The organism is Rhodobacter capsulatus SB 1003 (assembly GCF_000021865.1).
Lineage (GTDB): Bacteria > Pseudomonadota > Alphaproteobacteria > Rhodobacterales > Rhodobacteraceae > Rhodobacter > Rhodobacter capsulatus_B.
Genome location: NC_014034.1, coordinates 3,026,542 through 3,053,364, shown reverse-complemented (window position 1 = coordinate 3,053,364; position 26,823 = coordinate 3,026,542). Strand labels below are relative to the sequence as shown.

22 protein-coding genes and 1 riboswitch are annotated in these 26,823 nt (G+C 68.4%); of the genes, 12 read left to right on the top strand and 10 right to left on the bottom strand.

Going from position 1 to position 26,823, the window contains the following annotated elements:
* Positions 1 to 220 precede the first annotated feature (220 nt).
* Entirely contained in the window at positions 221 to 2,155 is a 1,935-nt protein-coding gene (acs, locus tag RCAP_RS14155) for an acetate--CoA ligase (RefSeq protein ID WP_044033724.1), read from the bottom strand.
* 357 nt (positions 2,156 to 2,512) lie between these two features.
* Between acs and RCAP_RS14150 the strand changes: the two genes are divergently transcribed.
* Positions 2,513 to 2,860 (top strand): hypothetical protein, encoded by a 348-nt coding sequence (locus RCAP_RS14150; protein WP_013068565.1) that lies wholly within the window; start codon positions 2,513 to 2,515, stop codon positions 2,858 to 2,860.
* 7 nt (positions 2,861 to 2,867) lie between these two features.
* Here RCAP_RS14150 and RCAP_RS18625 read toward each other — a convergent pair whose 3' ends face one another.
* A complete protein-coding gene (locus RCAP_RS18625; protein WP_013068564.1) occupies positions 2,868 to 6,344 on the bottom strand; it encodes an EAL domain-containing protein in 3,477 nt (1,158 codons plus the stop codon).
* 338 nt (positions 6,345 to 6,682) lie between these two features.
* Between RCAP_RS18625 and RCAP_RS14140 the strand changes: the two genes are divergently transcribed.
* Positions 6,683 to 7,921 (top strand): PAS domain-containing protein, encoded by a 1,239-nt coding sequence (locus RCAP_RS14140; RefSeq protein WP_013068563.1) that lies wholly within the window; start codon positions 6,683 to 6,685, stop codon positions 7,919 to 7,921.
* Between the two features lie 15 nt (positions 7,922 to 7,936).
* On the opposite strand, the gene RCAP_RS14135 is transcribed toward RCAP_RS14140, so the two are convergent.
* From RCAP_RS14135 to thiM, 6 genes are read right to left on the bottom strand one after another with little or no spacing between them, the layout of a single operon-like run.
* Positions 7,937 to 8,656, bottom strand: coding sequence for an ABC transporter permease (locus RCAP_RS14135; RefSeq protein ID WP_013068562.1), 720 nt, complete (start codon positions 8,654 to 8,656; stop codon positions 7,937 to 7,939).
* Positions 8,653 to 9,342, bottom strand: coding sequence for an ATP-binding cassette domain-containing protein (locus tag RCAP_RS14130; RefSeq protein ID WP_013068561.1), 690 nt, complete (start codon positions 9,340 to 9,342; stop codon positions 8,653 to 8,655). Before RCAP_RS14130 ends, RCAP_RS14135 begins: the two co-directional genes overlap by 4 nt.
* Positions 9,339 to 10,262 (bottom strand): ABC transporter substrate-binding protein, encoded by a 924-nt coding sequence (locus RCAP_RS14125; protein WP_013068560.1) that lies wholly within the window; start codon positions 10,260 to 10,262, stop codon positions 9,339 to 9,341. The genes RCAP_RS14130 and RCAP_RS14125 overlap by 4 nt, the downstream gene beginning before the upstream one ends.
* A 1-nt stretch (position 10,263) precedes the next feature.
* Positions 10,264 to 11,061, bottom strand: a complete 798-nt coding sequence (gene thiD / locus RCAP_RS14120; protein ID WP_013068559.1) for a bifunctional hydroxymethylpyrimidine kinase/phosphomethylpyrimidine kinase — start codon at positions 11,059 to 11,061, stop codon at positions 10,264 to 10,266.
* Entirely contained in the window at positions 11,058 to 11,669 is a 612-nt protein-coding gene (gene thiE, locus RCAP_RS14115) for a thiamine phosphate synthase (protein WP_013068558.1), read from the bottom strand. Before thiE ends, thiD begins: the two co-directional genes overlap by 4 nt.
* Positions 11,666 to 12,472 (bottom strand): hydroxyethylthiazole kinase, encoded by an 807-nt coding sequence (gene thiM / locus RCAP_RS14110; protein WP_013068557.1) that lies wholly within the window; start codon positions 12,470 to 12,472, stop codon positions 11,666 to 11,668. The genes thiE and thiM overlap by 4 nt, the downstream gene beginning before the upstream one ends.
* Positions 12,473 to 12,518: 46 nt before the next feature.
* Positions 12,519 to 12,614: riboswitch (TPP riboswitch) on the bottom strand.
* A gap of 257 nt (positions 12,615 to 12,871) precedes the next feature.
* Here thiM and RCAP_RS14105 point away from each other — a divergent pair.
* Positions 12,872 to 15,325, top strand: a complete 2,454-nt coding sequence (locus RCAP_RS14105; protein ID WP_013068556.1) for an ATP-binding protein — start codon at positions 12,872 to 12,874, stop codon at positions 15,323 to 15,325.
* Positions 15,326 to 15,559: 234 nt separating this feature from the next.
* On the opposite strand, the gene dorR is transcribed toward RCAP_RS14105, so the two are convergent.
* Positions 15,560 to 16,258 (bottom strand): two-component system response regulator DorR, encoded by a 699-nt coding sequence (gene dorR / locus RCAP_RS14100; RefSeq protein ID WP_013068555.1) that lies wholly within the window; start codon positions 16,256 to 16,258, stop codon positions 15,560 to 15,562.
* A 200-nt stretch (positions 16,259 to 16,458) separates the two neighbouring features.
* Between dorR and torC the strand changes: the two genes are divergently transcribed.
* From torC to moaC, 8 genes are all read left to right on the top strand, one after another.
* Positions 16,459 to 17,631 (top strand): pentaheme c-type cytochrome TorC, encoded by a 1,173-nt coding sequence (gene torC / locus RCAP_RS14095; protein ID WP_031321502.1) that lies wholly within the window; start codon positions 16,459 to 16,461, stop codon positions 17,629 to 17,631.
* Positions 17,628 to 18,257: a molecular chaperone TorD family protein gene (locus RCAP_RS14090; RefSeq protein WP_013068553.1), complete on the top strand. Its 630-nt coding sequence runs from the start codon at positions 17,628 to 17,630 to the stop codon at positions 18,255 to 18,257. Before torC ends, RCAP_RS14090 begins: the two co-directional genes overlap by 4 nt.
* On the top strand, positions 18,254 to 20,725 hold the full coding sequence (torA, locus tag RCAP_RS14085; protein WP_013068552.1) for a trimethylamine-N-oxide reductase TorA: 2,472 nt from the start codon (positions 18,254 to 18,256) through the stop codon (positions 20,723 to 20,725). The genes RCAP_RS14090 and torA overlap by 4 nt, the downstream gene beginning before the upstream one ends.
* Before the next feature lie 105 nt (positions 20,726 to 20,830).
* Positions 20,831 to 21,397, top strand: a complete 567-nt coding sequence (locus RCAP_RS14080; protein ID WP_013068551.1) for a DUF2478 domain-containing protein — start codon at positions 20,831 to 20,833, stop codon at positions 21,395 to 21,397.
* Complete coding sequence (gene moaA / locus RCAP_RS14075) at positions 21,387 to 22,394, top strand: GTP 3',8-cyclase MoaA (RefSeq protein WP_013068550.1); 1,008 nt, start codon at positions 21,387 to 21,389, stop codon at positions 22,392 to 22,394. Before RCAP_RS14080 ends, moaA begins: the two co-directional genes overlap by 11 nt.
* A 1-nt stretch (position 22,395) precedes the next feature.
* Positions 22,396 to 22,644, top strand: coding sequence for a molybdopterin converting factor subunit 1 (gene moaD / locus RCAP_RS14070; protein WP_013068549.1), 249 nt, complete (start codon positions 22,396 to 22,398; stop codon positions 22,642 to 22,644).
* A gap of 1 nt (position 22,645) precedes the next feature.
* Positions 22,646 to 23,404: a HesA/MoeB/ThiF family protein gene (locus RCAP_RS14065; RefSeq protein WP_013068548.1), complete on the top strand. Its 759-nt coding sequence runs from the start codon at positions 22,646 to 22,648 to the stop codon at positions 23,402 to 23,404.
* On the top strand, positions 23,398 to 23,865 hold the full coding sequence (gene moaC / locus RCAP_RS14060) for a cyclic pyranopterin monophosphate synthase MoaC (protein ID WP_013068547.1): 468 nt from the start codon (positions 23,398 to 23,400) through the stop codon (positions 23,863 to 23,865). The genes RCAP_RS14065 and moaC overlap by 7 nt, the downstream gene beginning before the upstream one ends.
* Here moaC and mobA read toward each other — a convergent pair.
* A complete protein-coding gene (gene mobA, locus RCAP_RS14055) occupies positions 23,862 to 24,440 on the bottom strand; it encodes a molybdenum cofactor guanylyltransferase MobA (RefSeq protein WP_013068546.1) in 579 nt (192 codons plus the stop codon). The genes moaC and mobA overlap by 4 nt on opposite strands.
* Before the next feature lie 91 nt (positions 24,441 to 24,531).
* Between mobA and rnr the strand changes: the two genes are divergently transcribed.
* On the top strand, positions 24,532 to 26,787 hold the full coding sequence (rnr, locus tag RCAP_RS14050; RefSeq protein WP_013068545.1) for a ribonuclease R: 2,256 nt from the start codon (positions 24,532 to 24,534) through the stop codon (positions 26,785 to 26,787).
* Positions 26,788 to 26,823: the final 36 nt, after the last annotated feature.

The window sequence follows — 26,823 nt, the reverse complement described above, 5'->3', positions numbered from 1 at the left end:
GTTGAAGTCGTCCGCTCCGGCTTGCGCGGCGCGGTTTGGCCGTGTTGCCCCGGCCGTTGCTCTTGACCCGCCCGTAGCGGCGGGGGTTTCACACCCCCGCACCCCCGTGGCGTAGTTGCGCCAGGAAAAAGCACAGACTTTTGCCCGTTCACCCTGGCGCAAATCTCCCGGGGGGAGAGGTGGCGCGGGCAAGTCGGGGGGCGGCGCCCCCCGCCTCCGGTCAGGCCCGGTTCATCCGGTTGTCGATCAGCTCCTGCACCACGCCCGGATCGGCCAGCGTCGAGATGTCGCCAAGCGCGCCATAGTCGTTCTCGGCGATCTTGCGCAGGATCCGGCGCATGATCTTGCCCGAGCGCGTCTTCGGCAGGCCCGGCGCCCATTGGATCAGATCGGGCGAGGCGATCGGACCGATCTCGGTGCGCACCCACTTGACCAGATCCTTGCGCAGATCCTCGCTGGGCTCGATCCCGTTCATCAGGGTCACATAGGCGTAGATGCCCTGGCCCTTGATGTCATGCGGATAGCCCACCACCGCCGCCTCGGCCACCTGCGGATGCGCGACGAGCGCCGATTCCACCTCGGCCGTGCCCATCCGGTGCCCCGAGACGTTGATCACGTCATCGACCCGGCCGGTGATCCAGTAATAGCCGTCCTTGTCGCGCCGACAGCCGTCGCCGGTGAAGTAATAGCCGCGATACTGGCCGAAATAGGTCTCCTGGAAGCGGTCGTGATCGCCCCAGACCGTCCGCATCTGCCCGGGCCAGCTGTCGGAAATGCAGAGCACCCCCTCGCATTCGACCTCGCCGATCCGCACCGCGGTCTGCGGGTCCAGCACCACCGGCTTGACGCCAAAGAACGGGTTCGTCGCCGAGCCCGGTTTCGTCGGTGTCGCGCCGGGCAAGGGCGTGATCATGTGCCCGCCGGTCTCGGTCTGCCAGAAGGTGTCGACGATCGGACATTTCCCTTTTCCGACATATTTGTCGTACCAGACCCAGGCCTCGGGGTTGATCGGCTCGCCCACAGACCCCAGCACCCGAAGCGAGGAAAGGTCATATTTCTCAACCCATTCCGGGCCCTGACCCATCAGCGCGCGGATCGCCGTCGGCGCGGTGTAGAACTGATTGACCTTGTGCTTTTCGCACACCGCCCAGAACCGCCCCGCATCGGGGAAGGTCGGCACGCCCTCGAACATCAAGGTCGTCGCGCCATTCGCCAAGGGCCCGTAGATGATGTAGCTGTGCCCCGTCACCCAGCCCACATCGGCGGTGCACCAGAACACGTCGCCGTCCTTGTAATCAAACGTGTATTGGTGCGTCATCGCGGCATAGACGAGGTAGCCGCCGGTCGTATGCACGACGCCTTTGGGTTTGCCGGTCGAGCCCGAGGTGTAGAGGATGAAGAGCGGATCTTCCGCATTCATCGGGCGGGGCGGGCATTCCGGGCTGACGTGCTCCATCAGGTACAAAAGGTCGACATCGCGGCCATGCACCCAGCTGATCTGATCGCCGGTGTGCTTGACCACCAGGCAGCGCACCTTGTCCGAGCAGTGCAAGAGCGCCGCATCGGTGTTCGCTTTCAGCGGCGTGCGCCGCCCGCCGCGCGGCGCGGTGTCGGCGGTGATCACCAACTTGGCGCCGCAATCATTGATCCGGTTCGCCAGCGCATCGGGCGAAAAGCCCGCGAAAACAATGGAATGGATCGCGCCGATCCGGGCGCAGGCCAGCATCGCATAGGCCGCCTCCGGGATCATCGGCAGATAGATCACCACCCGGTCGCCGCGCATGATGCCCTGGGACAGCAGCACATTCGCCATCCGGTTCACCTTTTCGGAGAGCTCCTTGTAGGTGATGTGGCGGGCCGGTTCCTTCGGGTCATCGGGCTCGAAGATGATCGCGGTTTGCAGCGCGCGGTCGCGCAGATGCCGGTCGATGCAGTTCACGGACGCGTTCAGCACCCCATCCTCGAACCATTTGATCGAGACCTTGCCGAAGGTGAAATCGGTATTCTTGACCTTGGTATAGGGCGTGATCCAGTCGAGCCGCTTGCCCTCGCGCCCCCAGAACGCATCCGGATTCTCGAGCGATTCCCGATACATCTCGAGGTATTTCGCGCCATTCGCATGCGCAGACTCAAACCCCGCCGGAACCTCCCGCATCTCGGGCGCTGCGACCACCTGTTCCTGCTTCCCCATCTGTCCCTCCCTCTCTGACGGCATGCGGCTGTCGCCGTCGGCGCCGGGCGAAGCCCTGGCCCCGTTCCTCGGGGATATTGTAAACAGAACGTGATGGCGCATGTAAACCCTTAAAATAAAAAGGGAAAACTGTAAAGATGTTATCACTTTGGTGGTCAATTCTGTAAATTCATTATCCGTGCCGCCAAACATCGCAGCATTTCAACCACTTCCCCAAGGCGGTGGCGCGGCCGTCGCATCGACCGGCGTGTCGGTTCAGGGTTGCCCGAAGCGCGAAACCGGGGGAAGCTGCGGGCAGATGGTGGAAGGTGTTTTGTCCCGATGTTTGAAGATCATGGGTGGCTGTTGCCGATTCTGGACGATCTGATCGCGCATTGCGAAATCCAGTCGCTGCGATCGACCGCGGCCGGGCTGCAGGCGGCGCGGGTGGCGCTGGTGGCGCAATGCGGGCCGCGCAGTCACGTGCTGGCAGAGGATCAGCAGGACCGCTGGCTGGGCGAGGTGATCGACGAGCTGGCCCGCTATTGCCACAGTCAGGGGCTGGACGAGGTCGAAACCCGGCTCTTGCGCGCGCAGGAAGCCTGGCATGCCGAGGCCCATCCGCCGTCGCGCGGCAATGTGCTGACCTTCCCCGCAGGCTTCGGACGCGGGCGCGACGAGCCCGTCTGAGCCGGGTTCAGGCGGGCAGCCGCTTGCGGTGGCGCTGCCAGAACGCGACGAAATCGGGCGCCGAGAGTGGCACCGAGAACAGGAAGCCCTGCAGCACGTCGCAGCCCAGATCGCGCAGGATCTCGGCCTGGGCCTCGGTTTCGACGCCCTCGGCCACGGTGGCGGTGCCCAGCGTCTCGGCGATTTCGATGATCGCGCGCACCAGATGGCGGGCCTGCGGATCGCGGCCCAGCGGCTCGACGATGCGGCGGTCGATCTTCAGCGCCGAGGGGCCGATCTGCATCAAGCCGATGATCGAGGCATGGCCCGAGCCGAAATCGTCGATCTCGATGTCGATGCCCGCTTCGCGGATCGCGTCGAGATGGAAGCGGAAGAGATCGCTTTCATCCTCGACCAGGATCGATTCGAGCAGCTCGAAGGTCACCCGCGTCTCGCCGCGTGCGATCGTCTGCGCCGCCTTCACCACATCGGGATCGTGCATCCGCCCCGAGGAGACGTTGAAGCTGATCTTCGGCACGATCAGCCCGCGCTCGCGCCAGAAGGCCAGCGATTCGCGCGACCGTTCCATCACCACGCGGTCGATCTCGGGCACCAGACGCAGCTGTTCGGCCACATGCATGAAGGCGTGGGGCGTCAGCAGGCCGCGTTCGGGATGGCGCCAGCGCAGCAGCGTCTCGACCCCGGTCAGACGGTGATCGCGGGCCGAAACCTGCGCCTGAAAGAACGGTTCGAATTCGTCGCGGTCGAGCCCCTCCTGGATCTCGGCGGCCAGTTCGCGGTCGCGGCGCAGGTTCTGATGCAGCTCGGGGGTGAAGAATTCCATCCGGTTGCGGCCGGTTTCCTTGGCCCGATACAGCGCGGCATCGGCGAAGAACTGGATCTCGGGGCCGGTGCTGGCCAGATCCTCGGCCTCGGCGATGCCGAAAGAGGCGCCGAAACGGCATTGCCGCCCGGCGAACATCAGCGGCTCGACGAGCCGGTCCTGAACCCGCCGGATCAGCGCCCCGGCATCCTCGCGGCCCAGCCCGCGCGCCAGGATCACCGAGAATTCGTCGCCGCCAAGACGGGCGGCGAAATCGCCCTGACGCAGGCTGGCGCGCAGCACCTCGGCGACGCGGCACAGCACCAGATCGCCCGCATCATGGCCCAGCGTGTCGTTCACATGCTTGAAATGGTCCAGATCGATGCGGATCAGCGTGCAGCCCGACTTGCCCCCCGCCTTCGCCTGTTCGATCCGGTTCGCCAGCACCTGATCGTAATAGCGCCGGTTCGGCAGCCCGGTCAGCCCGTCATGCAGCGCCTGCCATTCGTTTTCCTGCCGCCGGTCCTCGGCCAGACGATAGGCGGCATGCAGCTCGGCCTCGCGGCGGACATCGCCGGTGACATCGTGCAGCGCCCCGGTCCAGACCACGGTGCCATCGGGCTGCGGCTTGGCCGTCGCCGAATTCGACAGCCAGACCGCGCCGCGCAGCGGATGCTGGATGCAGAACCGCCGCGCCACGCCGCCGGGCGGCACCGGAGAGGCCGCATCCCGGGTCAGGAAGGCGGGCAGGTCGTCCAGCTTGACTTCCTGCGCGCCGCCGCCGCCCTCGCCCAGCCGGATCGTGTCGCGGTGATCAAGGCCCAGCAGATTGCGGAAATGCGGGCTGGCATAGGGGATCGTGGCCGCCCCCTCGGGGAACCGCTCGATCTCGTAAAGCCCGGCCGGGGCGACCGCGGCGATCGAGGCGAGCCGGGCATGGGCTTTCAGCGCCGCCTCGGCGGCCAGCGCCGCCCGGGCTTCGGTTTCGACATTCTCGGTGACGTCGAGGATCTGGCCGAACCAGCACACCGAGGCATCCTCGCGGCGGAAGGGCGCGGCGGCGACGCTGACCCAGCGCAGGCCGCGCAGCGGATGGCGGACCGACAGCCGCATCTCGATCGCGGCGCCGCTGCGCAGGGCGGTCATCGCGCGGCGCAACAGCCGTGTCATCTGCTGCGGCGGCACATGGCGGAAGACGACGCAGGCGTCGCACAGGATCTCGGAGCCGGAGACCCCGGCCAGATCGGGCAGCCGGGCGCTGAAATAGGGCAGCATCATCTGCCCCGAGGCCGCCATCCGGCATTCGAACAGCGCGCCCGGCGCATTGTCGGCAAGGGTGTCGAGCCGTTCGCGCGCCAGCCGCGCCGCATCGGCGGCATCGGCCAGCCGGATCTCGGTTTCCTTGGCCTGATCGACGCAGATCAGCGCCCCGGCGACCAGCGGCGGCAGGCCCAGATCGCTGCGCTCGACCCGGCGGGCGACGGCGCGATACCAGTGATAGCTGCCGTCCTTGTGCTGGCGCCGGTGGACATGGTCGTAAAGCATCGTGCTACCGGCCTTCAGATCCTCCATCGCGGCGATCGCCGCGGGCAGATCCTCGGGATGGATCAGGCTGCGCCAGCCCGCATCGGTGGCGGCGAATTCGCCCGGCTCGAAGCCGAACAGCCGATAGGTCTCGTCGGGGGTCCAGGCCTCGCCCTGCAGCGGGCTGGCGCAGAAATGCCCGATCCCGGCGCAAAGCCCGGAGGTGCGCAGCATTTCCTCGCGTTGCTGGGCGCGGCTGCGCGCGTGCAGCGCTTCGGCAAGGGTCCGGGCCACCAGCGCCTCGTCGGCCTTGCGGGCGCTGATGTCGGTCAGGCTGCCGCACAGGGTCACCGGCTGGCAGGGCGTCGTCTGCGGCATCCGGTAGCCGCGCGCGGTGAACCAGGCCCATTGGCCATCGGCGCGGCGCAGCCGCATGTCCTGGCTGAACCGGTCGCTGCGCCCACGTGTCAGCGCGACGAAGGCCCGCCGCATCCGGAGGCTGTCCTCGGGGTGGATCAGCGCGGCCAGAGCGGCCAGATCCAGCGGCGGATTGGCCGGACGGCCGAGCATCGTCGCCAGATGCGGGCTCAGCTCGCCGCTGCCATGGCCGGGATGGTGGACCCAGGGCGCCAGATCGCTGTTTTCGGTCGAGATGCGCAGGATTTCCGCGCTTTCCCGGGCCTTGCGGCGGGCTTCCTCGGTGGCGCGCAGCGCGGCAAGGCCGGTGCAGAGGATCCGCCCGCCCCCCGTCGCCGCGGCCTGTGCGCCGACGTCAAGCACCAGCACGATCCAGAGCGGCCCCGCCGACCCGCAAGGCGCCGCGGTGTCGTCGGTCGTTTCGGCGGTGGCGGGCCAGACCAGCGTCTCGACGACATGGGGGCTGCCCTCGACCCGGTCGAGCGCCAGCCGGAACCGCGTCGCCTCCCGGACCCCGTCGCGTCGCAGCGCCGCCATGATCCGGTGTCCCAGCGCGCAGGGGATCACCTCGGCCAGGCGCAGGCCGGAGAGCCCGGTCCCCGCGACGGCGGGCCGGGCCGTGCCGAAGACCCGGTCGGCCTCGGCGTTGGCGGCCAGAATCCGCCCCGGACGCGAGACGACGAAAGCGGCGCCGGGGCAGGCGGCAAGCAGGGCGATGAGCGGCGTGGCAGTCAGGGACATCGGGAACGGACCCCTTCGAGTGGATGCGACTCACAAAACCCGGAACCCGTTAATGCGGCGTTTCCAACGGCGCAAAAGGATAGGACCGAGACGATTTCGCGCGGGGCGTTCGGGGCGGCATCCCTGCACACGCAGGCGTTGCGCAGCGCTTCTGCGACATTTTGTCCGCACCGCCCGGTGACGCAGGATTTTGCCCGCAATCGCCCGCCGCTGCCCGCCCGGGTTGAAAAACGCCTTTGTGATCAAGGGGCCTTGTCAATCTTTGGCTAACGATCCCGCGGTTAGGCTGGGGCACCACCCACCGCACTCGACCCTCCTCCCACTCAACGAGAGCCCCGATGAACGCAGTCTGTCCGACCTCCCCCCCCCGGGAGGGAGAAGCCGATTTCGGCTTTCATGAGCTTTTCTTCTCGCGCACCGACCCCCGCGGCGTGATCCTGTCCGGCAACGAGGTCTTCCGGCGCGTCTCCGGCTTTGGCTGGAGCGACCTTCTGGGCGCCCCGCACAAGGTCGTGCGCCATCCCGACACGCCGCGCGGGGTGTTCCGCATCCTGTGGACCGCGCTTGGCAGGGGCGATCCGGTGGGCGGCTATGTGAAGAACCGCGCCCGCAACGGCGATCACTACTGGGTCTTCGCGGTGCTGCTGCCGGTGCCGGGCGGGTTCCTGTCGGTGCGGATGAAACCCTCGACGCCGCTGTTTGCCCGGGTCCGCGACATCTATGCCGAAATCGCGCAGCGCGAACGCGCCGAGGGGCTCGACCCGGCCGAGGGGGCCCGGGCGCTGCGCGACTTTGCCGCCGCGGCCGGATATTCCAGCTACACGAGCTTCATGGCCGCGGCGATGGGGCAGGAGCTGGCGGCCCGCGATGCCCGGCTGGGCCGTCCGGCCGATGCCCGCACCGCGCAGCTGATCGCGCTGAACACCTCGCTCGAAGAGGTCTCGCGCGAGCAGCGCAACCTTTTGCGCAGCTTCGAGGCGCTGCAATCGGTGCCCAACAACATGCGTATCATCGCCTCGCGGCTGGAGCCCTCGGGCGGGCCGGTCTCGGCGATTTCGGAAAACTACCGCAGCTCCTCGCAGGTGATTTCGGAACGGCTGCGCAGCTTCGTCTCCGGGCCCGACAACCTGTGCGACCGGGTGTCCCGGCAGGCGTCGAAGGCGCTGTTCCTGATCGGGGCGCATCGGGTGCTGTCGGAGATGCGGCAGAACTTCGCCGATGCGACGCCGGTGCCGGGGATCGACTGGGCGCGGGAACGCCAGACCCTGCGCGCGATCGAGACACAGGCGCAGCAGGACACCGGCACGGCGATGGAACAGGCGATCGCCCATGCCGAGGTGCTGGGCCGCGCCAGCGCCGAGATCCGCCGTCAGATGCTGGGGCTCGACACGATCCGGGTGCTGGGCCGGGTGGAGACCGGGCGGATGCGCGGCACCAACACGCAGCTGTCGGCGACGATCGACCAGCTCGATGTCTCGCATTCCGACATCCGGCTGCGGCTGGAAACGATCATGCGGCTCTCGGAGGGGATCGGCACGACGATGCGGATGTTCCAGCGCACGCAGCGCATGGCATGAACGCGGCGCGGGCGGTCACAGCCCCGCCCGCGCCAGCGCCCGGTCGGTCAGCCGGTTCAGCAGCAGCGTCAGCGCCAGAATGACCAGAAGCGCCGCGAACATCAGATCGATGCGCATCCGGGCGTTCGCCATCAGCATCAGATAGCCGAGCCCCTGCGACGCGCCCACCCATTCGCCGATCACCGCGCCGGTGGGCGCATAGGTGACGGCGATGCGCAGCCCGGCGGCGCCCTGCGGCAGCGCATGCGGCAGCCGCAGCCAGAGCAGCGTGCGCAGCCGTGACGCCCGGGCGATCCGCGCCAGATCGAGCACCGCCGCGGGCGTGGCGCAAAGCCCGTCATGCAGCCCCGAGGCGACGGGAAAGACCACCAGCAGCGCCACCATCGCCACCTTGGGCCCCAGCCCATAGCCCAGCCACAGCACCAGCACCGGCGCCAGCACGAAGACCGGCAGCGCCTGCGCCCCCGCCAGCACCGGGCCGATCAGCCTTTGCAGCCATGGCGCCAGCGCCATCGCCAGTGCCAGCGTGACGCCCAGGCCGATGCCAAGCGCCAGCCCCGCGCCGGTCTCGGCCAGGGTGGTCAGCGCGTGCTGCCCGATCAGGCCGCGCTCGTGCCACAGCGTTTCGAACACCCGCAAGGGCGGCGGCAGCACGAAGGCGGGCACCAGCGCCGCGGCGCAGACCGCCTGCCACAGCGCGAAAATCGCCAGAACCGGCCAGATACGCGCGCTCATGGCCGCCGCATCCGCGCCAGAAGCGCCGCCGCCGCCTGCGCCAGCCCCGGATCGGAAAGCGGCACCGGACGCGGCCCGGGCAGGGGCGGGATCTCGTGCAGCAGGGCGTCTTGCAGCAGCAACACCCGGTCGCCCAGCCGCAGAGCCTCGGTCGGATCATGGGTCACCATCACCACGGTCTTGCCCGCAAGACAGGCCGCCGCCAGATCCTGCATCGCGGCGCGGGTGGGGACATCAAGCGCGGAAAAGGGTTCATCGAGCGCCACAAGCGCGGCATCATCGGCCAGCACCCGGGCCAGCGCAAGGCGCTGCCGCTCGCCGCCCGACAGCGCCTCGGGCCGGTCGGCACCGCGGCCCGCCAGCCCGACGGCCTCCAGCAAAGCCTCGGCCCGGGGGCGGGGCAGGGGCTCGCCGCGCAGCCGCGCCATCAGCCGCAGATTGCCCAGAACCGAGAGCCGCGGCTGCAACAGATCGGCCTGCGCCATCCAGCCGATGCGGTCGGGCGCCTGCCGGGTGCCCTCCAGCCGGGCCGCGACGGGCAGCCCGGCCAAAAGCCGCAAAAGCGTCGACTTCCCGGCGCCGGAGGCCCCCAGAAGGCAGGTCCAGCCGGGGGTCAGCCGCAGATCAAGCGCGGCGACAAGCGGGCGCCCGCCCAGCCAGACCTGACCCGCGATCGCAACGGTCATTTGCCCACCGCGATCGTCTCCACCGGCGGGGCGGTCGGAATCAGCCCGGTTTCCACCAGGAAGGCGCCGAAATCGCGGTAGCGCGCTGTATCCAGCGCCGCCGGATCGCGGGCGAAATGCGGCCAGGTGTCGGGCCAGGCCTTGGCGTTCAGCGGGTCATCCAGTTCCGCCGCATGGGCGCGGAACGTGTCCCAGCCCGCCTGCGGATCGGCGGCGATCTCGGCGGCGGCGCGGCCGGTCGCGGCCAGAAACCGGGCGATGCGGTCATCATGCGCCAGATCGGCGCGGGCCAGATAGATCAGCTCGTCATAGGCGGGCACGCCGTTTTCCTCGGGCAGGAAGCAGCGGCCCTGATGGCCGACGGCCGCCATCTGATGCAGCTCGAAGTTCCGAAACGCCCCCGAGACCGCCGCGACCTGCCCCGTCGCCACCGCGGGGGTCAGCGCGAAATTGACGTTGATCGTCTCGACCTCGGCGGGATCGACGCCGTTGTGGCGCAGCATCCGCTGCATCAGCGCCGCCTCGATCCCCGCCAGCGAATAGCCGACCTTGCGACCGCGCAGATCGGCCATGGTGTGCACCGGCCCCGCCGCATCGGCCATGACGCAGTAAAGCGGCGCATTGATCAGCGTTCCGACCCGTTTCAGGCCCAGCCCCGCGGCATGCTGAAGATACAGCTGCGGCTGGTAGCTGACCGCCAGATCGACCTGCCCGGCGGCGGCCATCTTCGGCGGGTCGGACGGGTCGGCGGGCGGGATCAGCGTCACGTCCAGCCCGGCCTCGGTGAAATAGCCGCGCTCGGCGGCGACGATGATCGGCCCGTGATCGGGGTTCACGAACCAATCGAGCATGACCGAGAGGCTCTCGGCGGCCTCGGCCCGGGGGGCCAGCAGCAAAAGGGCAAGCAGAAGCGGTTTCATCTTACGACCTCATCGAAAAGAAATGATCCAGCGGGCCATGGCCTTGTCCGACCGAAAGCCGGTCGGCCGCGGCGATGGCGCGCAGCGTATAGGCGCGGGCGGCGGCGGCGGCCTGGCGCAGATCGGGGATGCGGGCCAGCTGCGTCGCCCAGGCCGAAGACAGGGTGCAGCCGGTGCCATGGGTGTTTTTCGTCTCGACCCGCGGCGCCTCGAACCAGACCTCGCCCGCGGCATCGAGCAGCAGATCGGGGCAGATGGCCCCGGGCAGATGCCCGCCCTTGAGATAGACCGCCCGCGCGCCCAGCACCCGAAGCCCGCGGGCCTGCGCGACCATCTCGGCCCGGCCTTGCGCCACGGCGCAGCCCAGAAGATCGGCCGCTTCGGGCAGGTTCGGGGTGATCACCGCGGCGCGGGGCAGCAGGATCTGGCGCAGGGCGGTGACGGCATCCATCGCCAGAAGCCGGTCGCCGCCCTTGGCCACCATCACCGGATCAAGGACGAGGGGGGCCGAAAGCCCCTCGAGCGCGGCGGCCACGGCGGCGATGATCGCGCTGTCGCCCAGCATCCCGATTTTCACCGCATCGATGCGGATATCGGCCCGGATCGCGGCGATCTGCGCCGTGACCATCGCGGGGCGGATCGGATCGACGGCGGTGACGCCGCGGGTGTTTTGCGCCGTCAGCGCGGTCAGCGCCGCCATCGCATAGCCGCCATTGGCGGAAATCGCTTTCAGATCGGCCTGAATCCCCGCCCCGCCCGAGGGGTCGGAGCCGGCAATCGACAGAATGTTGGGGATCATCGCGGCCTCCAGTCCTGCACGAGTGCCCGGCAGGCGGCTTCGGCGTCGGGGGCGCGGGTGACGGCGGAAACGACGGCCATCCCGGCCACGCCCGCGGCTTTCAGCGCCGGAATGTCGGCCCGGGTCAGCCCGCCGATGGCGAGCGTCGGCACCGCGACCAGCCGGGCGATCCGGGCCAGCCCGTCAAAGCCTATGGGCGCGGCGGCATCGGGTTTCGTCGCCGTCGCCCGCACCGGCCCCGCGCCGATGTAATCGACGCAGCCGGGAAGGCGGCTGGCCTGCGCCTCGGTCTCGATCGAGAGCCCCAGCAGCATCCCCGCCCCGATCCGGGCGCGGATGGCAACGGGGTCGCCGTCGCCCTGCCCGATATGCAGCCCGTCCGCCCCGGCGGCGATGGCCACTTCGATCCGGTCATTCAGGAAGAGCTTCACCCCATGCGCCCGCATCTCGGGCAACAGCTGCCGGGCGAGCGCCAGCAGATCTGCATCGGAGGCGGTCTTGTCGCGCAACTGCACCGCGCGGGCGCCGCCGCGGGCCGCGGCCCGGGCCTGATCGGGCACGGAAAGCGCCGCCCCCGGGTCGGTGATGACATAGACGGGCCCGATCATGCCGCGCGCACCTTTGCCCCGGCACTCAGCGCCTCGGGCGTCAGATTGGCCAGCGCGTCAAGGAAGGCCACGGCGAAACTGCCCGGGCCCTTGGCCTCCCTTGCGGCGATCTCGCCCGCCAGACCGTAATAGGCCAGCGCCGCCACCGTGGCCTCAAGCGGCTTTTGCCCGACCAGAAAGGCGCCGATCACCCCGTTGAGCGAACAGCCGAGCGCCGTCACCTGCGGCATCAGCGCATGGCCATTGCCGATGCGGAAGGCGCGGCTCCCGTCGGTGACGTAATCGACGGGCCCCGAGACCGCGACGACGCCGCCCGTCCGCGCGGCCAGTTGCGCCGCCGCCACCTCGGCCGCCGCGACCGTGTCGCGCGCATCGACGCCATGCGCCTGCCCGCCCAGCCCCGCCAGCGCCAGGATCTCCGAGGCATTGGCGCGGATCACCGTCGGGCGCAGATCGAGCAGCCTAGCGCAGAGATCCTTGCGGAACTGCGTCGCGCCGATGCCGACCGGATCGAGCACCCAGGGCCGGTTCAGCCGGTGCATCATCCGCGCCGCCTGCACCATGCCTTCGGCCCAGTCGGCATCCGCCGTGCCGATATTCACCGTCAGCGCGCCGCAGAGCGCGGCAAATTCCGCCACCTCGGGCAAAGCATGCAGCATCGCGGGCGAGGCCCCAACGGCCAGCTGCACATTCGCCATCACGTTCATCGCGACGAAATTGGTGATGTTGTGCACAAGCGGCGCAGTGGCCCGCATCTGCGCAAGCGGCTGTCCCACAGCTGCGAACGATCCGGTTTCGGTCATCGGTCCTCCCATGACGCGGAAGACCGAAGCCGGGCGGACGCTGGGTCCGACACCGGTTGCGGACTCCCTACGCCAGCATGATCTGGTTCAGGTTCAAAGGGTGCTTCTCAGCCCGGATGCCCGGACGCCCCTGTCGCAAGGGCAGGGAAGCACGGATGGCGGGGCTTGTCCAGTGGCCGGGGACAGGATGTTTCCGCCGCGGCCGCGCGGATTGCCGCTCCTGTCGCGGCTGCGAGCGGGGCCTTTGATCCCGATCAAGGCGGGGCGGCGCCGTCTGCGCTAACAGGGATGCTGTTTCGTGACGATGATGCGGGCCCTTGGGCCGTGGCTTGGGGTTGGCGCCGGGGGACCGGCACAAGAAGACGCGCCCGCAGGGGTGCCACGATCTGGACGTTGCGAATGATATCCGAACATCAAGGCCAGTTTGCCCCTCCGGCGGCGGAAGAGGCCGCCCGCGCCGATCTGACCGCGCTGACACGGTTCCTGCAGGCGAACGAGACCCGGCTGATCGAGATGCACATCGCCTATTCGATCACCCGCAGCTACAATGCCCATGTCTCGACGCTGCCCGAGGCCTGGCGGGCCTCGGTGCAGGGGCTCAATGGCGCCATCGCGCTGATGCTGGAAACCCGCGGCGCCGCCGAGGCCGATTACGACAGCGACATCGGCGGGGATCCCTCGACCGCCTATGGCATCGAGGTCGCCCGCAGGCACGGGCTGCGCGGCGTGCCGCTGGCGATGTTTCTGAGCAATTTCAAGGGCTACCGTGACAGCTATCTGCGGCTGGTGCAGATGACGGGCTTTCCCGCCGCGACCGAGACGCTGTATCTGCGGCTGTTGCGCGGCTTTTTCGACCGCGCCGAAATCGGCATCTGCACGCAATGGGGGCGCGGTGTCGTCGATGCCGGTCAGGAACAGCTTCTGGCGGAAAACCAGCGCGTCGTGACCGAAAAGAACAAGTATCTGACGATTTTCGAAAGCATCCAGACCCCGGTCTTCCTGATCGATGCCGAGGGCGCGATCGAGAACATGAACCATGCCGCGGCGCTGCTTTTGTCGAAGGATGTCGTGCCCGGCTCGGTCTATTACGGCGCGGCGGCGCGGCGCAGCTTTCAGGGGCTGTTCGGGCTTGATCCGCGCGGCATCGGCCCGCTTTTGCCCGAACACGAGATCGACACGATCGACGGGCGGCGCTGGGTCTCGGTCTCGACGCAGGAAATGCTGGATGTGTCGCGCAAGTTTCTGGGCACGGTGATCAGCTTCACCGATGTCACCGACGAGCGCCGCGCCCGCGAGGAGGCCGAGGCGCTGGCCCGGGCGAAGACCGATTTCCTGGCGACGATGAGCCACGAGATCCGCACCCCCATCCATTCCATCGGCGGCATCGTCGAGCTGTTGCGGCAGGACGACTTGCCGCCGCGCGCGGCGGGCTATGTCGAGGCGATCGACCGCTCGGCCCGGGTGCTGACCTCGATCGTCTCGGAGATCCTCGATTATTCCCGCATCGAGGCGGGCGGGATGATGCTGGAACGGGTGGATTTTCCGCTGGGCGAGGTGACGGCCGAGGTCGCCCGGGTGATCGAGCCGCTGGTGGCGCGCAAGCCCGGGCTGGTGCTGCATGTCGATGCCCCGGCCGATCTGCCCTGCGTCAGCGGCGATCCGGCGAAGCTGCGGCAGATCCTGCTCAATCTGGCGGGCAATGCGGTGAAATTCACCGAGGCGGGGGCGGTGGTGATCGGGCTTGACCTGATCTCGCGCAGCCCGGGGCGGGTGCTGGTGCGGTTTTCGGTGCGCGACACCGGCCCGGGCATCGCGTCCGAGCGGCTGGAGCAGATCTTCCGCCCCTTCACCCAATCCGACAGCTCGATCGAGCGCAAGCATGGCGGCACCGGGCTGGGGCTGGCGATCTCGCGCAGGCTGGCCGAGCTGATGGGGGCGGAGCTGACGGTCGAAAGCCATCCGGGCGAGGGCAGTTGTTTCCGGCTGGCGGTGTCCCTTGATCTGGCGGCGCGGCAGGGGGCGGATTGCGCCCGGGCGCGGGCCAAGGCGCAGGCGCTGCCCGCGAAGGCGCTGCGGTTGCTGATCGTCGAGGATGACGCGGTGAACCGGCTGGTGACCGAGACGCTGTTGCGTCAGGCCGGGCATCAGCTGCGGCTGGCCGAGACCGGCGAGGCGGCGTTGCAGGCCCTGGCGGGGCAGGCGTTCGATCTGGTGCTGACCGATCTCAACCTGCCCGATCTGAGCGGCTTCGATCTGGGCCGGGCGATCCGCGCCCATGCCGATCCGGCGATTGCGCGGCTGCCGATCGCGGCGCTGTCGGCGCATGGGCCCGCGGTCGATGCGGCGGCGCTGGCGGCGGCGGGGATCGGCGGCTTTCTGGCGAAACCCTTCGCCTTTGCCCGGCTGGAAGATCTGCTGCGCCGGTTGACCGGCTTTGCCTCGCCGCGGCCGGTCGGCTCGGGCGGGCCTTTGCGGGACGACGGCGCGGGGCAGGGCGCGGGATTGGTCGATCTGACGGTGCTGCGCGGCCATGCCGAGGCGCTGGGGACGGGGCCGACCGGGCGGATCGTCGCCACGTTCAAGGCCAGTCTGGGGCATACTGCGGCGGCGCTGGAAACGGCGGTCGGGGCGGAGCGCTGGAACGAGGTGGCGATGATCGCGCATCGGCTGAAAAGCTCGGCGCGGCATGTGGGGCTGCGCGCGCTGGCCGAGGAGGCCGAACGGGCCGAGATGCTGGCCTCTGCCTCCGGGCGGCGCAGTGCGGATCTGGCCGGGCCGGTGGCCGATCTGGTGCTGTCGTGCCGCTCGGCGGTGGGGCTGGTCGAGGCGATCTGGGCCGAAATCGCGGGCTGAGTCCCCAGGTTTCGGGCGGATCGGGAAAGGCACTGCCTTTCCCCGCCCGCTGGCGCATCACCTGTGCCAAGACCGTTTCCCCAAGCACGACAGAGGCCTGCGCCCAGCCCCGGCGGCGCGAATGCGCCCGCCGATGGCGGGGCGGGCGCAGGCCGAGGGCCTTTGGGCCCCCGGCGGTCACGGGACTTCTGGTCCGCATGACCTCGGCGATGGCCTCGGTCAGGGCAGTGCCGCTCAGGCCGAAAACACGTAGCCCAGCCCGTGCACGGTGACGATCAGCCGGGGCTTGGCCGGATCGGGCTCGATCTTGCGGCGCACCCGCCGCACCAGCACGTCGATGGTGCGATCGAAGCTTTCATGCCCGCGGCGGCTGACATGCGTCATCAGCTGATCGCGGCTCAGCACCTGCCCCGGATGGGTGACGAAGGTGGCCAGCAGTTCGAATTCCGCCCTTGTCATCTTCACCGCCTCGCCCGCCGGGTCGCTCAGCGTCCAATGCGCGATGTCAAGCGTCCAGCCCTCGAAGCTCTTGCGCGACTCATCCGCCTTCACCACCCGCGCCGCCGTCACTCGGCGCGCCAGATTGCGCGTGCGCGGCAGGATCTCGCGCATGTTGTAGGGCTTGGTCACGTAATCATCGGCGCCCAGTTCCAGCGCCACGATCCGGTCCACATCCTCGCGCCGCGAGGTGACCATGATCACCCCCACCTCGGATTGCCGCCGCAATTCGCGCAAAAGCGACAGCCCGTCCTCGCCCGGAAGGTTGATGTCGAGCAGGATCACGTCGACATCGCCCCGCGCGAAGATGCGGCGCATCTCTTCGCCGTCGCCCGCCTCGCTGACGCGGTGATTGTCCTTCACCAGATAGGCGGCCAGCGTCTGCCGCCCCACCGGATCATCTTCGACGACAAGGATATGATAGGACGTCTTCATCACGGCCCCTTTGCCCCGTCATCGCGCCAAAAGCCCCGCCGGGCAATGATTTTCGCACGATTTCCCGTGGTTTTTCCGGGTTTTAACATCCTGTTCACATGATTTTTCATCCTGTTCACAACCGGACGCAACGCGGTTCACATCGCGGGTCCAGACAGGGACTCGAACGGGGTCGGACCGTGGCAAGACCGGAGGCGAAAGTGATCAGGAAAATCTGGGGCGTGATGCGCAGGCCCAGCACGCGCTGGGGGCTGGGCACGTTGGTGCTGGGCGGGGCCTTCGTCGGCGCGCTGGGCTGGAACGGCTTTCACTATGCGGTCGAGCAGACGACGACGACGAAATTCTGTCTGTCCTGCCACTCGATGCAGGGCAATTACGAAGAATACAAGACCACCGTCCATTACGTGAACCCGATGGGCGTGCGCGCCGAATGCGCCGATTGCCACGTGCCGAAATCGGGCTGGCGGCTTTACCGGGCCAAGGTGCTGGCCGCGAAGGATCTGTGGGGCGAGATCACCGGCAAGGTCGACACGCCCGAGAAATTCGAGGCGCACCGGCTCGAGATGGCCGAAACCGTCTGGGCCGACATGAAGGCGAATGACTCGGTCGGCTGCCGGTCCTGCCACAGTTTCGAGGCGATGGATTTCGCGCATCAGACCAAGCCCGATGCGGCCAAGCAGATGCAGCAGGCGATGAAGGACGGCGGCACCTGCATCGATTGCCACAAGGGCATCGCGCACAAGCTGCCCGACATGTCCTCGGGCTACAAGAAGCTCTTCGAGGATCTGCAGGCCGAAGCCGGGCAGCTGCGGCCGAAGGCGGGCGACACGGTCTATCCGCTGCAGACGGTCGAGCTTTATCTGGACGAACCGAAAGACGGCGTGAAGGCGGCGGGCAAGGTGATCGCGGCGACGCCGATGGTGGTCGAGGCGGTCTCGGGCAAGGCGCTGCAGGTCAAGCTGGAAGGCTGGCAGCAGGAAGGCGCCGAGCGGATGCTTTATGCCGCGCAGGGGCGGCGGATCTTCAACGTGGCGCTGGCGCCGACGGCGGTGGCCGCGGTGGTGCCGGGAGCGCGCATGACCGATCCCGACACCGATCAGGTCTGGACCGACGGCACGCTGACGGTCTGGGTGAAGAATGCCGATCTGACCGACAGTCTCGACAAGGTCTGGTCCTATGCGGGCTCGATGTTCAGCGCCGCCTGCGGCACCTGCCACGTGCTGCCCCATACCAGCCATTTCCTGGCGAACCAGTGGATCGGCACGCTGAATGCGATGAAGCCCAAGGCGCCCCTGAACGAGGAACAGTTCCGGCTGGTGCAGAAATACGTGCAGATGCATGCGAAAGACATGGGCGGGGAGGTCGAGGAATGACCGTGATGACCCTTCCCCCCGCCGTCCTGGCCGATCGCGCGCTGCTCTGGCACTGGCTGGCCGAGGTCTTCCTGGCCGCGCCCTCTGCCGATGCTCTGGCCGCGCTGCGTGACGGGGCGGGGCGGAAATGGCTGGCGGCGCTGGCGACCGAACCGGCCTTTGCCGCCCCGGTCGCCGAGATCGGCGCCGCGCTGGCGGCCCCGCAGGAGACGGCGCAGCTGCAGACGCGGCTGACCATCGCCTTCAACGGGCTCTTCCTCGGTCTGGGCGGCAAGCGCACGCTGGCGCCGAACGACTCGGCCTGGAGCGAGGGCGGGCTGTTTCGCGCCCCGGTGGCCGAGATGACCGCGCTTCTGGCCGATTGCGACCTGCGTCTGGCCGAGGGCTGCTGCGAGGCGCCCGACCATCTCTCGGTCGAGCTGATGCTGCTCGCCCATCTTGAAACCCATGCCGATCCGCGCGCCGGGTCGCTGCGCGACCGGCTGCGGCTCTGGCTGCCCGGCTTTTGCGCCGCGGTCCGGGCCGAGGATCGCACCGGCTTCTTTGCCGGGGCTGCGGCGCTGCTCCTGGCGGCGCTTGATCACGACGAACTCATCCCCCAACCGGAAGAAAGGACAGTCAAATGACGAAGATTTCCGGAAACGAGCTGCGCGCAGAGCTTTCCCGCCGCGCTTTCCTCAGCTACTCGGTCGCCGCGGGCGCGCTGGGCATGTTCGGCCCGTCGCTTCTGGCCAAGGGCGCCCGCGCCGAGGCGCTGGCCAATGGCACGGTGATGTCGGGCAGCCACTGGGGCGTCTTTACCGCGACGGTCGAAAACGGCCGCGCCACCGCCTTCACCCCCTGGGAAAAAGACCCGCATCCGACGCCGATGCTGGAAGGCGTGCTGGACTCGATCTATTCGCCGACGCGGATCAAATATCCGATGGTGCGGCGCGAATTCCTCGAAAAAGGCGTGAATGCTGATCGCTCCACCCGCGGCAACGGCGATTTCGTCCGCGTCAGCTGGGATCAGGCGCTCGATCTGGTCGCGGCCGAGGTGAAACGGGTCGAAGAGACCTACGGCCCGCAGGGCGTCTTTGGCGGCTCCTATGGCTGGAAAAGCCCGGGGCGGCTGCACAATTGCACCACGCTTCTGCGCCGGATGCTGACGCTGGCGGGCGGCTATGTGAACGGCGCGGGCGATTATTCGACCGGCGCGGCGCAGGTGATCATGCCGCATGTGGTCGGCACGCTGGAAGTCTATGAACAGCAGACCGCCTGGCCGGTGCTGGCGGAAAACACCGAAGTCATGGTGTTCTGGGCCGCCGATCCGATCAAGACCAGCCAGATCGGCTGGGTGATCCCCGAACATGGCGCCTATCCGGGGCTTGAGGCGCTCAAGGCCAAGGGCACCAAGGTCATCGTCATCGATCCGGTCCGCACCAAGACGGTCGAATTCTTCGGCGCGGATCACGTCACGCCGAAACCGCAGACCGATGTGGCGATCATGCTGGGCATGGCGCATACGCTGGTGGCCGAAGACCTGTATGACAAGGACTTCATCGCCAACTACACCTCGGGCTTCGACAAGTTCCTGCCCTATCTGATGGGCGAGACCGACAGCACGCCGAAGACCGCCGAATGGGCGTCGGATATCAGCGGCGTTCCGGCCGAGACGATCAAGGAACTGGCGCGGCTGTTCAAATCGAAACGCACGATGCTGGCGGCGGGCTGGTCGATGCAGCGGATGCATCACGGCGAGCAGGCGCATTGGATGCTGGTGACGCTGGCCTCGATGCTGGGTCAGATCGGGCTGCCGGGCGGCGGCTTCGGGCTGTCCTATCACTATTCGGGCGGCGGCACGCCCTCGAGCAGCGGTCCGGCGCTTTCGGGCATCACCGATGGCGGCGCGGCGACGAAGGGGCCGGAATGGCTGGCGGCGAGCGGCGCTTCGGTGATCCCGGTGGCGCGCGTGGTCGACATGCTGGAAAACCCCGGCGCCGAATTCGACTTCAACGGCACGCGGTCGAAATTCCCGGATGTGAAGATGGCCTATTGGGTTGGCGGCAACCCCTTCGTGCACCATCAGGACCGCAACCGCATGGTCAAGGCCTGGGAAAAACTGGAAACCTTCATCGTGCATGACTTCCAGTGGACGCCCACGGCGCGGCATGCCGACATCGTGCTGCCCGCGACGACCAGCTATGAACGCAACGACATCGAGACGATCGGCGATTATTCGAACACCGGCATCCTGGCGATGAAGAAGATCGTCGAGCCGCTTTACGAAGCCCGCAGCGATTACGACATCTTCGCCGCGGTCGCCGAACGGCTGGGCAAGGGCAAGGAGTTCACCGAAGGCAAGGACGAGATGGGCTGGATCAAGTCCTTCTACGACGATGCCGCCAAGCAGGGCAAAGCCGGCGGCGTCGAGATGCCCGCCTTCGACGCCTTCTGGGCGGAAGGGATCGTGGAATTCCCGGTCACCGACGGCGCGGACTTCGTGCGCTATGCCAGCTTCCGGGAAGATCCGCTGCTCAACCCGCTGGGCACGCCGACCGGCCTGATCGAGATCTACTCGAAGAACATCGAGAAGATGGGCTATGACGACTGCCCGGCGCATCCGACCTGGATGGAACCGCTTGAACGGCTCGACGGGCCGGGGGCGAAATATCCGCTGCACATCGCGGCCTCGCACCCGTTCAACCGGCTGCACTCGCAGCTCAACGGCACGGTGCTGCGCGAAGGCTATGCGGTGCAGGGGCACGAGCCCTGCCTGATGCACCCCGACGACGCCGCCGCGCGCGGCATCGCCGATGGCGACGTGGTGCGGGTGCACAATGATCGCGGCCAGATCCTGACCGGGGTCAAGGTGACCGATGCGGTGATGAAGGGGGTAATCCAGATCTACGAAGGGGGCTGGTATGATCCCTCGGACGTGACCGAGGCGGGGACGCTCGACAAATACGGCGACGTGAACGTGCTGTCGGCCGATATCGGCACGTCGAAACTGGCGCAGGGCAACTGTGGTCAGACCGTGCTGGCCGAGGTCGAGAAATACACCGGCCCCGCCGTCACCCTGACCGGCTTTGTCGCGCCGAAGGCGGCCGAATAAGCCCTTGCGCCTGACGGAGGGCCCTCCGGGGCCCTCCCTTCCACCGCGCCGGCGGGCGCGGTGCTGCCCCAAGACCCGAGACCCAGGGCCCGAAGGACCAAGGACATGACCGCGCAGGATCTGTTATCCGACCGCCCCGACCGCGCCCCGATCGGCCCGCTGGCCGCGATCCTTTATCAGGACACGCCGCCCGATGCGCTTCTGGCGGGCTTTGCCCGTCGCCTGATCGCGCAGGGCCTGCGCGTCGGCGGCGTGGTGCAGGAACGTCCGGCCACCGCGGCGGGCTGCCGCTGCGCCGAGATGGCGCTTCTGGCGCTGGCCAGCGGCCACCGCACGCCCGTGGCCCAGCCGCTCGGCCCCGGTTCGACCGGCTGCCGGCTGGATTTCGGCGCGCTGGCGCAGGTCGCACAGGATCTGCTGGGCGAGATCGACGCCGGGCTTGATCTTCTGATCCTGAACCGCTTCGGCAAGGCCGAGGCCGAGGGTCGCGGCTTTCGCGACGTGATCGCCGCGGCGCTGGCGCGCGAGATCCCGGTGCTGACCGCGCTGCATCCGCGCAACCTGCCCGACTGGATCCGCTTCACCGAGGGCGCGGCTTTGCTGCTGATGCCCGACGAAACCACCCTGCATCACTGGCTGGACGACAGCCGGGGAGTTGCCCATGCTGCCTGATCCCCTTTGCGACGGCTTCGGCCGCGACGTGCGTTACCTGCGGGTCTCGGTCACCGACCGCTGCGACCTGCGCTGTTCCTATTGCATGAAGGAGGACGTGACCTTCCTGCCGCGCAATCAGGTGCTGAGCCTTGAGGAGCTGGACCGGCTCTGTTCCGCCTTCATCCGGCTTGGCGTGCGCAAGCTGCGGGTGACCGGGGGGGAACCTCTGGTGCGGCGCGGCATCGGGACTTTCTTTGCCGCGATGGGGACGCATCTGCGCGCCGGGCGGCTGGATGAGCTGACGCTGACGACGAACGGCACGCAGCTGGCCGCCCATGCCCAGTCCCTGGCCGAGTGCGGGGTGAAGCGGGTCAATGTCTCGCTGGATACGCTTCAGGCCGAGAAATATGCCCGGCTGACCCGGTTTGGCCGCATCGAACAGGTGTTCGCGGGCATCGCCGCCGCGCAGGCGGCCGGGCTGCGGGTGAAGCTCAATGCGATGGCGCTGAAGGGCGTGAACGACGACGAGATCTTTGCCCTGACCGACTGGGCGGCGGCGCATCACTGCGATCTGACCTTCATCGAGCTGATGCCGATGGGCGACATTCCCGCAGGCACCCGGCTTGACCAGTTCTGGCCGCTTGATGATGTCCGCGCACATCTCGAAACCCGGTTCCGGTTGATCGACAATGGGCTGAATACCGGCGGTCCCGCCCGCTATGTGACGGTGGCACAAACCGGGCAGCGGATCGGGTTCATCTCGCCGCTCAGCCACAATTTCTGCACCAGCTGCAACCGCGTGCGGCTGACCTGCAAGGGCGAGCTTTACACCTGTCTGGGTCAGGAAGGGTCAAGCGACCTGCGCCCCGTGCTGCGCGCGGGCGTCGAGGGCGAAGCGCTGGCCCGGGAAATCCGCGCCGCGATCGCAAGGAAACCTGCGGGCCATGCCTTCGGCTACGGCCCCTGCAGCGTCGCAGGCCAGATGGTCCGCGGCATGAACCACACCGGAGGCTGAGATGCTGGACATCGTCTATTTTGCCTGGGTCCGTGAACGGATCGGGCAGCCGCGCGAGCGGTTGGAAACCGGGGCCGCGACCGTGGCCGATCTGGTGGCCGAATTGTGCGCGAAGGATCCGCGCTATGCGGCCGCCTTTGCCGATCCCGCGGTGCTGCGTGTCGCGCTCGATCAGGACCTGGCCGATTTCACCGCGCCCCTGGCGGGCGTGCGCGAAGTGGCGTTTTTCCCGCCGATGACGGGGGGTTGAGATGGACGGTCACGCGTTTGACCCCGAGGGCCGCTATGCCCGGCATCTGATCCTGCCCGAGATCGGGCCGGTCGGACAGGCCAGGCTGAATGCTGCCTCGGTTCTGGTGATCGGCGCGGGGGGGCTTGGCTCTCCGGTGCTGCTCTATCTGGCGGCGGCGGGGATCGGGCGGCTGGCTTTGGCTGATGACGATGTGGTGTCGCTGTCGAACCTGCAGCGGCAGGTGCTGCACGGCACGGCGCGGCTGGGCCAAAGCAAGACCGCCTCTGCCCGGGCGCGGCTTGCCGATCTGAACCCCGAGGTGCAGATCGAGACCCATGCGATCCGCTTCGGGGTCGAGACGGCGGTGCTGGTCGCGGGCTTCGATCTGGTGATCGACTGCACCGACAATCTGGCGGCGCGGCATCTGATCAACCGGGCCTGTGTCGCGGCGGGGGTGCCGCTTCTGTCCGGTGCCATCGCGCAATGGGAAGGCCAGATCGGTCTTTATGCGCCGGGGCGGGGCGGGGCCTGCTATGCCTGCACCTTCCCCGAGCCCGACCACCTGCCGCCCGCGCAATCGAAGGGCGTCGTCGGCGCGTTGCCGGGCGTGGTGGGGGCGCGGATGGCACTGGAAGCGATCAAGCACCTGACCGGGGCGGGGCAGAGCCTGCTGGGACGGCTTTGGATGATCGACACGCTCTGGAACGAGGAACGGCTGCTGCGCACGCATCGGCGCGAGGATTGCCCGGTCTGCCGGGGAAAGGGGGCGGCATGCTGACCCATTTCGACGACGCGGGGCAAGCGCATATGGTCGATGTCTCGGACAAGGTGGAAACGAAGCGCACGGCGGTGGCCGAGGGGCGGGTGGTGATGCGCCCCGAGACCCTGGCGCTGGTGATTGCGGGCCGGGCGGGCAAGGGCGACGTGCTGGGCATTGCGCGGGTGGCCGGGATCATGGCGGCCAAGCGCACCGCGGATCTCATTCCGCTCTGCCATCCGCTGGCGCTGTCGCGCGTCGCGCTGGAGCTGCTGCCCGAGCCGGACACCAGTTCCCTGCGGATCGAGGCGACGGTGGCCACCACCGGCCCGACCGGGGTCGAGATGGAGGCGCTGACGGCGGTTTCGGCCGCGGCGCTGACCGTTTATGACATGCTGAAGGCGGCGGAAAAATCCATGCGGATCGAGGGGATCCGGCTTTTGTCCAAGGACGGCGGCAAGTCGGGCAGTTTCCGCGCCTAAGGGGCGTTCTGGCGCAGCCGGTCCTCGGCCCGGGCAAGGTCTTCGGGGGTGTTGAGATTGGCGAAAGGGTCGGGCGTGGTGTCGAAGGGCACGGCCACCGCCCCCGCCAGATAGGCGCGCATCCGCCGCTCGTCGGCGGCGAAGAGCGCGTCGATCCGGGGACGGTCGGCGACGCGCCAAAGCGCGGCGGTGTAATGGTCGCGCCCGAAGCTTTGCGCATGGGCGGGCCCGCCCGCGGCGGCCAGCCGCTCCACCAGATCTTCGGGCAGGAACGGCGTGTCGGTGGCGGTGCTGACCAGCGCCTCGGCGCCGATCCCGGCCGCCCAGTCCAGCCCGGCACGGATGCCCGCCATCGGGCCAAGCCCCGATTCCCCGGGCCGATCGGGCAGCACCGGCAGGCCAAGGCCGAAGCGGCCCGGATCGCCATTGGCCGAGATTGCCACCGCTTCGACCTGCGGCGCCAGCCGCGCCAGCACCCGCGCGATCAGCGGCACGCCCGAAAGCGGCACCAGCGCCTTTTCGCGGCCCATCCGCCGCCCCTGACCGCCCGCCAGAATGATCCCCGCGATCCGCATGCGCCGCCCCCCTGCTGTGCCCCGGCCCCGACCCTCTGCCCACCGGTGCAGCCCCACTTTCTTGCGCGACGCCGTCGTGCTAGGCAAGGCCATGACACAAAGCCCCATCCCGACGAAGCAGCAGATCCTCGACTGGATCGCCGAAAACCCCGATCAGGGGGCGAAACGCGATATCGCCAAGGCCTTCGGGCTGAAGGGCGCGGCGAAGATCGAGTTGAAGCGCCTTTTGAAAGAGCTGAGCGCCGAGGGCCAGATCACCCGGCGCAAGAGCCATTATCACGATCAGGCCAGCCTGCCGCCGGTGACGGTGCTGGAAATCCTGCCCGCCGACGCCATGGGCGATCTTTGGGCGCGGCCGGTGGAATGGGCGGGTCCCGGCGAGGCGCCGCGGATCGCCTTTCTGACCCGCCGCGACGATCCCGCGGTGGGGCCGGGCGAACGCGTGCTGGCGCGGATTGCGCAAGGGACCGAGGGGCCCGAGGCGCGGCTCATTCGCAAGCTCGGTCAGGCGCGGCATCGCATCGTCGGCATCTTCCGCAAGGGCGCCGAAGGGGGCCGGATCACCCCCATCGACAAGGGCGAGATGAATGAATGGGTGGTGCCGCCCGGGGCGACGAATGACGCCCGCGACGGCGAGCTGGTCGAGGCGGAACAGTCGGGGCCGAAGGGCCGGATGGGCCTGCCGCGGGCGCGGGTGATCGAGCGTCTGGGCGATCCGACCGCGCCGCGGGCGGTGTCGCTGATCGCCATTCACCAGCACGGCATTCCCGACGATTTCCCCGATGACGTGATCGCCGAGGCCGATGCCGAACTCCCCGCCGCCTTGGGCGATCGCGAAGACCTGACCGGCCTGCCCTTTGTCACCATCGACCCGGCCGATGCCCGCGACCGCGACGACGCCTGTTTCGTGGCCCCCGACGAGGATCCGGCGAATGCGGGCGGGTTCCTTCTGTGGGTCGCGATTGCCGATGTGGCGCATTACGTCCGCCCGGGCTCGGCGCTGGATCGCGAGGCGCGCAATCGCGGCAATTCCACCTATTTCCCCGACCGCGTCGTGCCGATGCTGCCCGACCGGCTGTCGGGTGATCTGTGTTCCTTGCACGAACATGTGCCGCGCGCGGTCTTGGCGGTGCGGATGAAGGTTTCGGCCGAGGGGCGCAAGATTGCGCATCGCTTCACCCGGGGCATCATCCGCTCGGTCGCCTCGCTGGAATATGCGCAGGTGCAGGCGGCACAGGATGGCCGCCCCGATGACAAGACCGCGCCGCTCGTCGCGGAGATCATCGCGCCGATCTACGCCTGTTACCGGGCGCTGACCCGGGCGCGGGCGGCGCGGCAACCGCTGGATCTGGATCTGCCCGAGCGCCGGATCGAGATCGACGAGGCGGGCAAGGTCGCCTCGGTCAAGTTCAAGGAACGGCTCGACGCGCATCGGCTGATCGAGGAATTCATGGTGCTGGCCAATGTCGCCGCCGCCGAAGAGCTGGAACGGCTGCGCCGCCCGCTGCTCTACCGCGTGCACGAGGAACCCTCGCCCGAGAAAATCGATGCTTTGCGCGAGGTTGCGCAGGCGTCCGGGTTCAGTCTGGCGAAGGGGCAGGTGCTGAAGACCGCGCATCTGAACCGGCTTTTGTCCGAGGCCGAGGGCAGCGAGTTTGACGAGCTGATCAACATTTCCACCCTGCGCTCGATGACGCAGGCCTATTATGCGCCGCAGAATCTGGGGCATTTCGGGCTGGCGCTGCGGTCTTACGCGCATTTCACCAGCCCCATTCGGCGCTATTCCGACCTGATCGTGCATCGGGCGCTGATTGCCGGGCATGGCTGGGGGAAGGATGGCCTCAGCCGCGACGACATCGCCCAGCTTGAAGACACCGCGCAGCACATCTCCGAGACCGAGCGGCGCTCGATGGCGGCGGAACGCGACACCACCGACCGCTATCTGGCGGCCTATCTGAGCGAGCGGGTGGGCAGCGAATTTACCGGGCGGATCAGCGGCGTGCAGAAATTCGGCGCCTTCGTGAAGCTGGATGAGACCGGGGCGGACGGGCTGGTGCCGATCCGATCCGTGGGGCGGGAATTCTTCCACTACGACCGCGATGCGCAACAGCTGATCGGCGCCGACAGCGGCATCACGCTCGGCATCGGGCAGCGGGTTCTGGTGCGGCTGGCCGAGGCCGTGCCGGTGACCGGCGGGCTGGAGCTGGAATTGCTGGAGCTGGAAGGTCAGGCGATGCCCGGCGCGGGCAGGGGCGGCAAGCGGCCGTTCCGTCCGGGGCGGAAATCCGTGGCCTTCAAGGCGAAGGAACGGGCGATCTCGCGCAAGGTCAAACGCAGCCGCAAGTAAGCGCGCTGAACAAAAGGAAAGGGCCGGGGAAATCCC

What these genes read in the sequence shown, in the direction of transcription:
- moaC (WP_013068547.1), top strand. Translation starts at nt 23,398, where the DNA reads ATGCTGACCCATTTCGACGACGCGGGGCAAGCGCATATGGTCGATGTC.
- RCAP_RS14150 (WP_013068565.1), top strand. Translation starts at nt 2,513, where the DNA reads ATGTTTGAAGATCATGGGTGGCTGTTGCCGATTCTGGACGATCTGATC.
- RCAP_RS14080 (WP_013068551.1), top strand. Translation starts at nt 20,831, where the DNA reads ATGACCGCGCAGGATCTGTTATCCGACCGCCCCGACCGCGCCCCGATC.
- dorR (WP_013068555.1), bottom strand. Translation starts at nt 16,258, where the DNA reads ATGAAGACGTCCTATCATATCCTTGTCGTCGAAGATGATCCGGTGGGG.
- acs (WP_044033724.1), bottom strand. Translation starts at nt 2,155, where the DNA reads ATGCGGGAGGTTCCGGCGGGGTTTGAGTCTGCGCATGCGAATGGCGCG.
- RCAP_RS18625 (WP_013068564.1), bottom strand. Translation starts at nt 6,344, where the DNA reads ATGTCCCTGACTGCCACGCCGCTCATCGCCCTGCTTGCCGCCTGCCCC.
- rnr (WP_013068545.1), top strand. Translation starts at nt 24,532, where the DNA reads ATGACACAAAGCCCCATCCCGACGAAGCAGCAGATCCTCGACTGGATC.
- RCAP_RS14140 (WP_013068563.1), top strand. Translation starts at nt 6,683, where the DNA reads ATGAACGCAGTCTGTCCGACCTCCCCCCCCCGGGAGGGAGAAGCCGAT.
- thiD (WP_013068559.1), bottom strand. Translation starts at nt 11,061, where the DNA reads ATGATCCCCAACATTCTGTCGATTGCCGGCTCCGACCCCTCGGGCGGG.
- RCAP_RS14105 (WP_013068556.1), top strand. Translation starts at nt 12,872, where the DNA reads ATGATATCCGAACATCAAGGCCAGTTTGCCCCTCCGGCGGCGGAAGAG.
- RCAP_RS14125 (WP_013068560.1), bottom strand. Translation starts at nt 10,262, where the DNA reads ATGAAACCGCTTCTGCTTGCCCTTTTGCTGCTGGCCCCCCGGGCCGAG.
- RCAP_RS14135 (WP_013068562.1), bottom strand. Translation starts at nt 8,656, where the DNA reads ATGAGCGCGCGTATCTGGCCGGTTCTGGCGATTTTCGCGCTGTGGCAG.
- RCAP_RS14130 (WP_013068561.1), bottom strand. Translation starts at nt 9,342, where the DNA reads ATGACCGTTGCGATCGCGGGTCAGGTCTGGCTGGGCGGGCGCCCGCTT.
- mobA (WP_013068546.1), bottom strand. Translation starts at nt 24,440, where the DNA reads ATGCGGATCGCGGGGATCATTCTGGCGGGCGGTCAGGGGCGGCGGATG.
- thiM (WP_013068557.1), bottom strand. Translation starts at nt 12,472, where the DNA reads ATGACCGAAACCGGATCGTTCGCAGCTGTGGGACAGCCGCTTGCGCAG.
- torA (WP_013068552.1), top strand. Translation starts at nt 18,254, where the DNA reads ATGACGAAGATTTCCGGAAACGAGCTGCGCGCAGAGCTTTCCCGCCGC.
- thiE (WP_013068558.1), bottom strand. Translation starts at nt 11,669, where the DNA reads ATGATCGGGCCCGTCTATGTCATCACCGACCCGGGGGCGGCGCTTTCC.
- RCAP_RS14065 (WP_013068548.1), top strand. Translation starts at nt 22,646, where the DNA reads ATGGACGGTCACGCGTTTGACCCCGAGGGCCGCTATGCCCGGCATCTG.
- moaD (WP_013068549.1), top strand. Translation starts at nt 22,396, where the DNA reads ATGCTGGACATCGTCTATTTTGCCTGGGTCCGTGAACGGATCGGGCAG.
- RCAP_RS14090 (WP_013068553.1), top strand. Translation starts at nt 17,628, where the DNA reads ATGACCGTGATGACCCTTCCCCCCGCCGTCCTGGCCGATCGCGCGCTG.
- moaA (WP_013068550.1), top strand. Translation starts at nt 21,387, where the DNA reads ATGCTGCCTGATCCCCTTTGCGACGGCTTCGGCCGCGACGTGCGTTAC.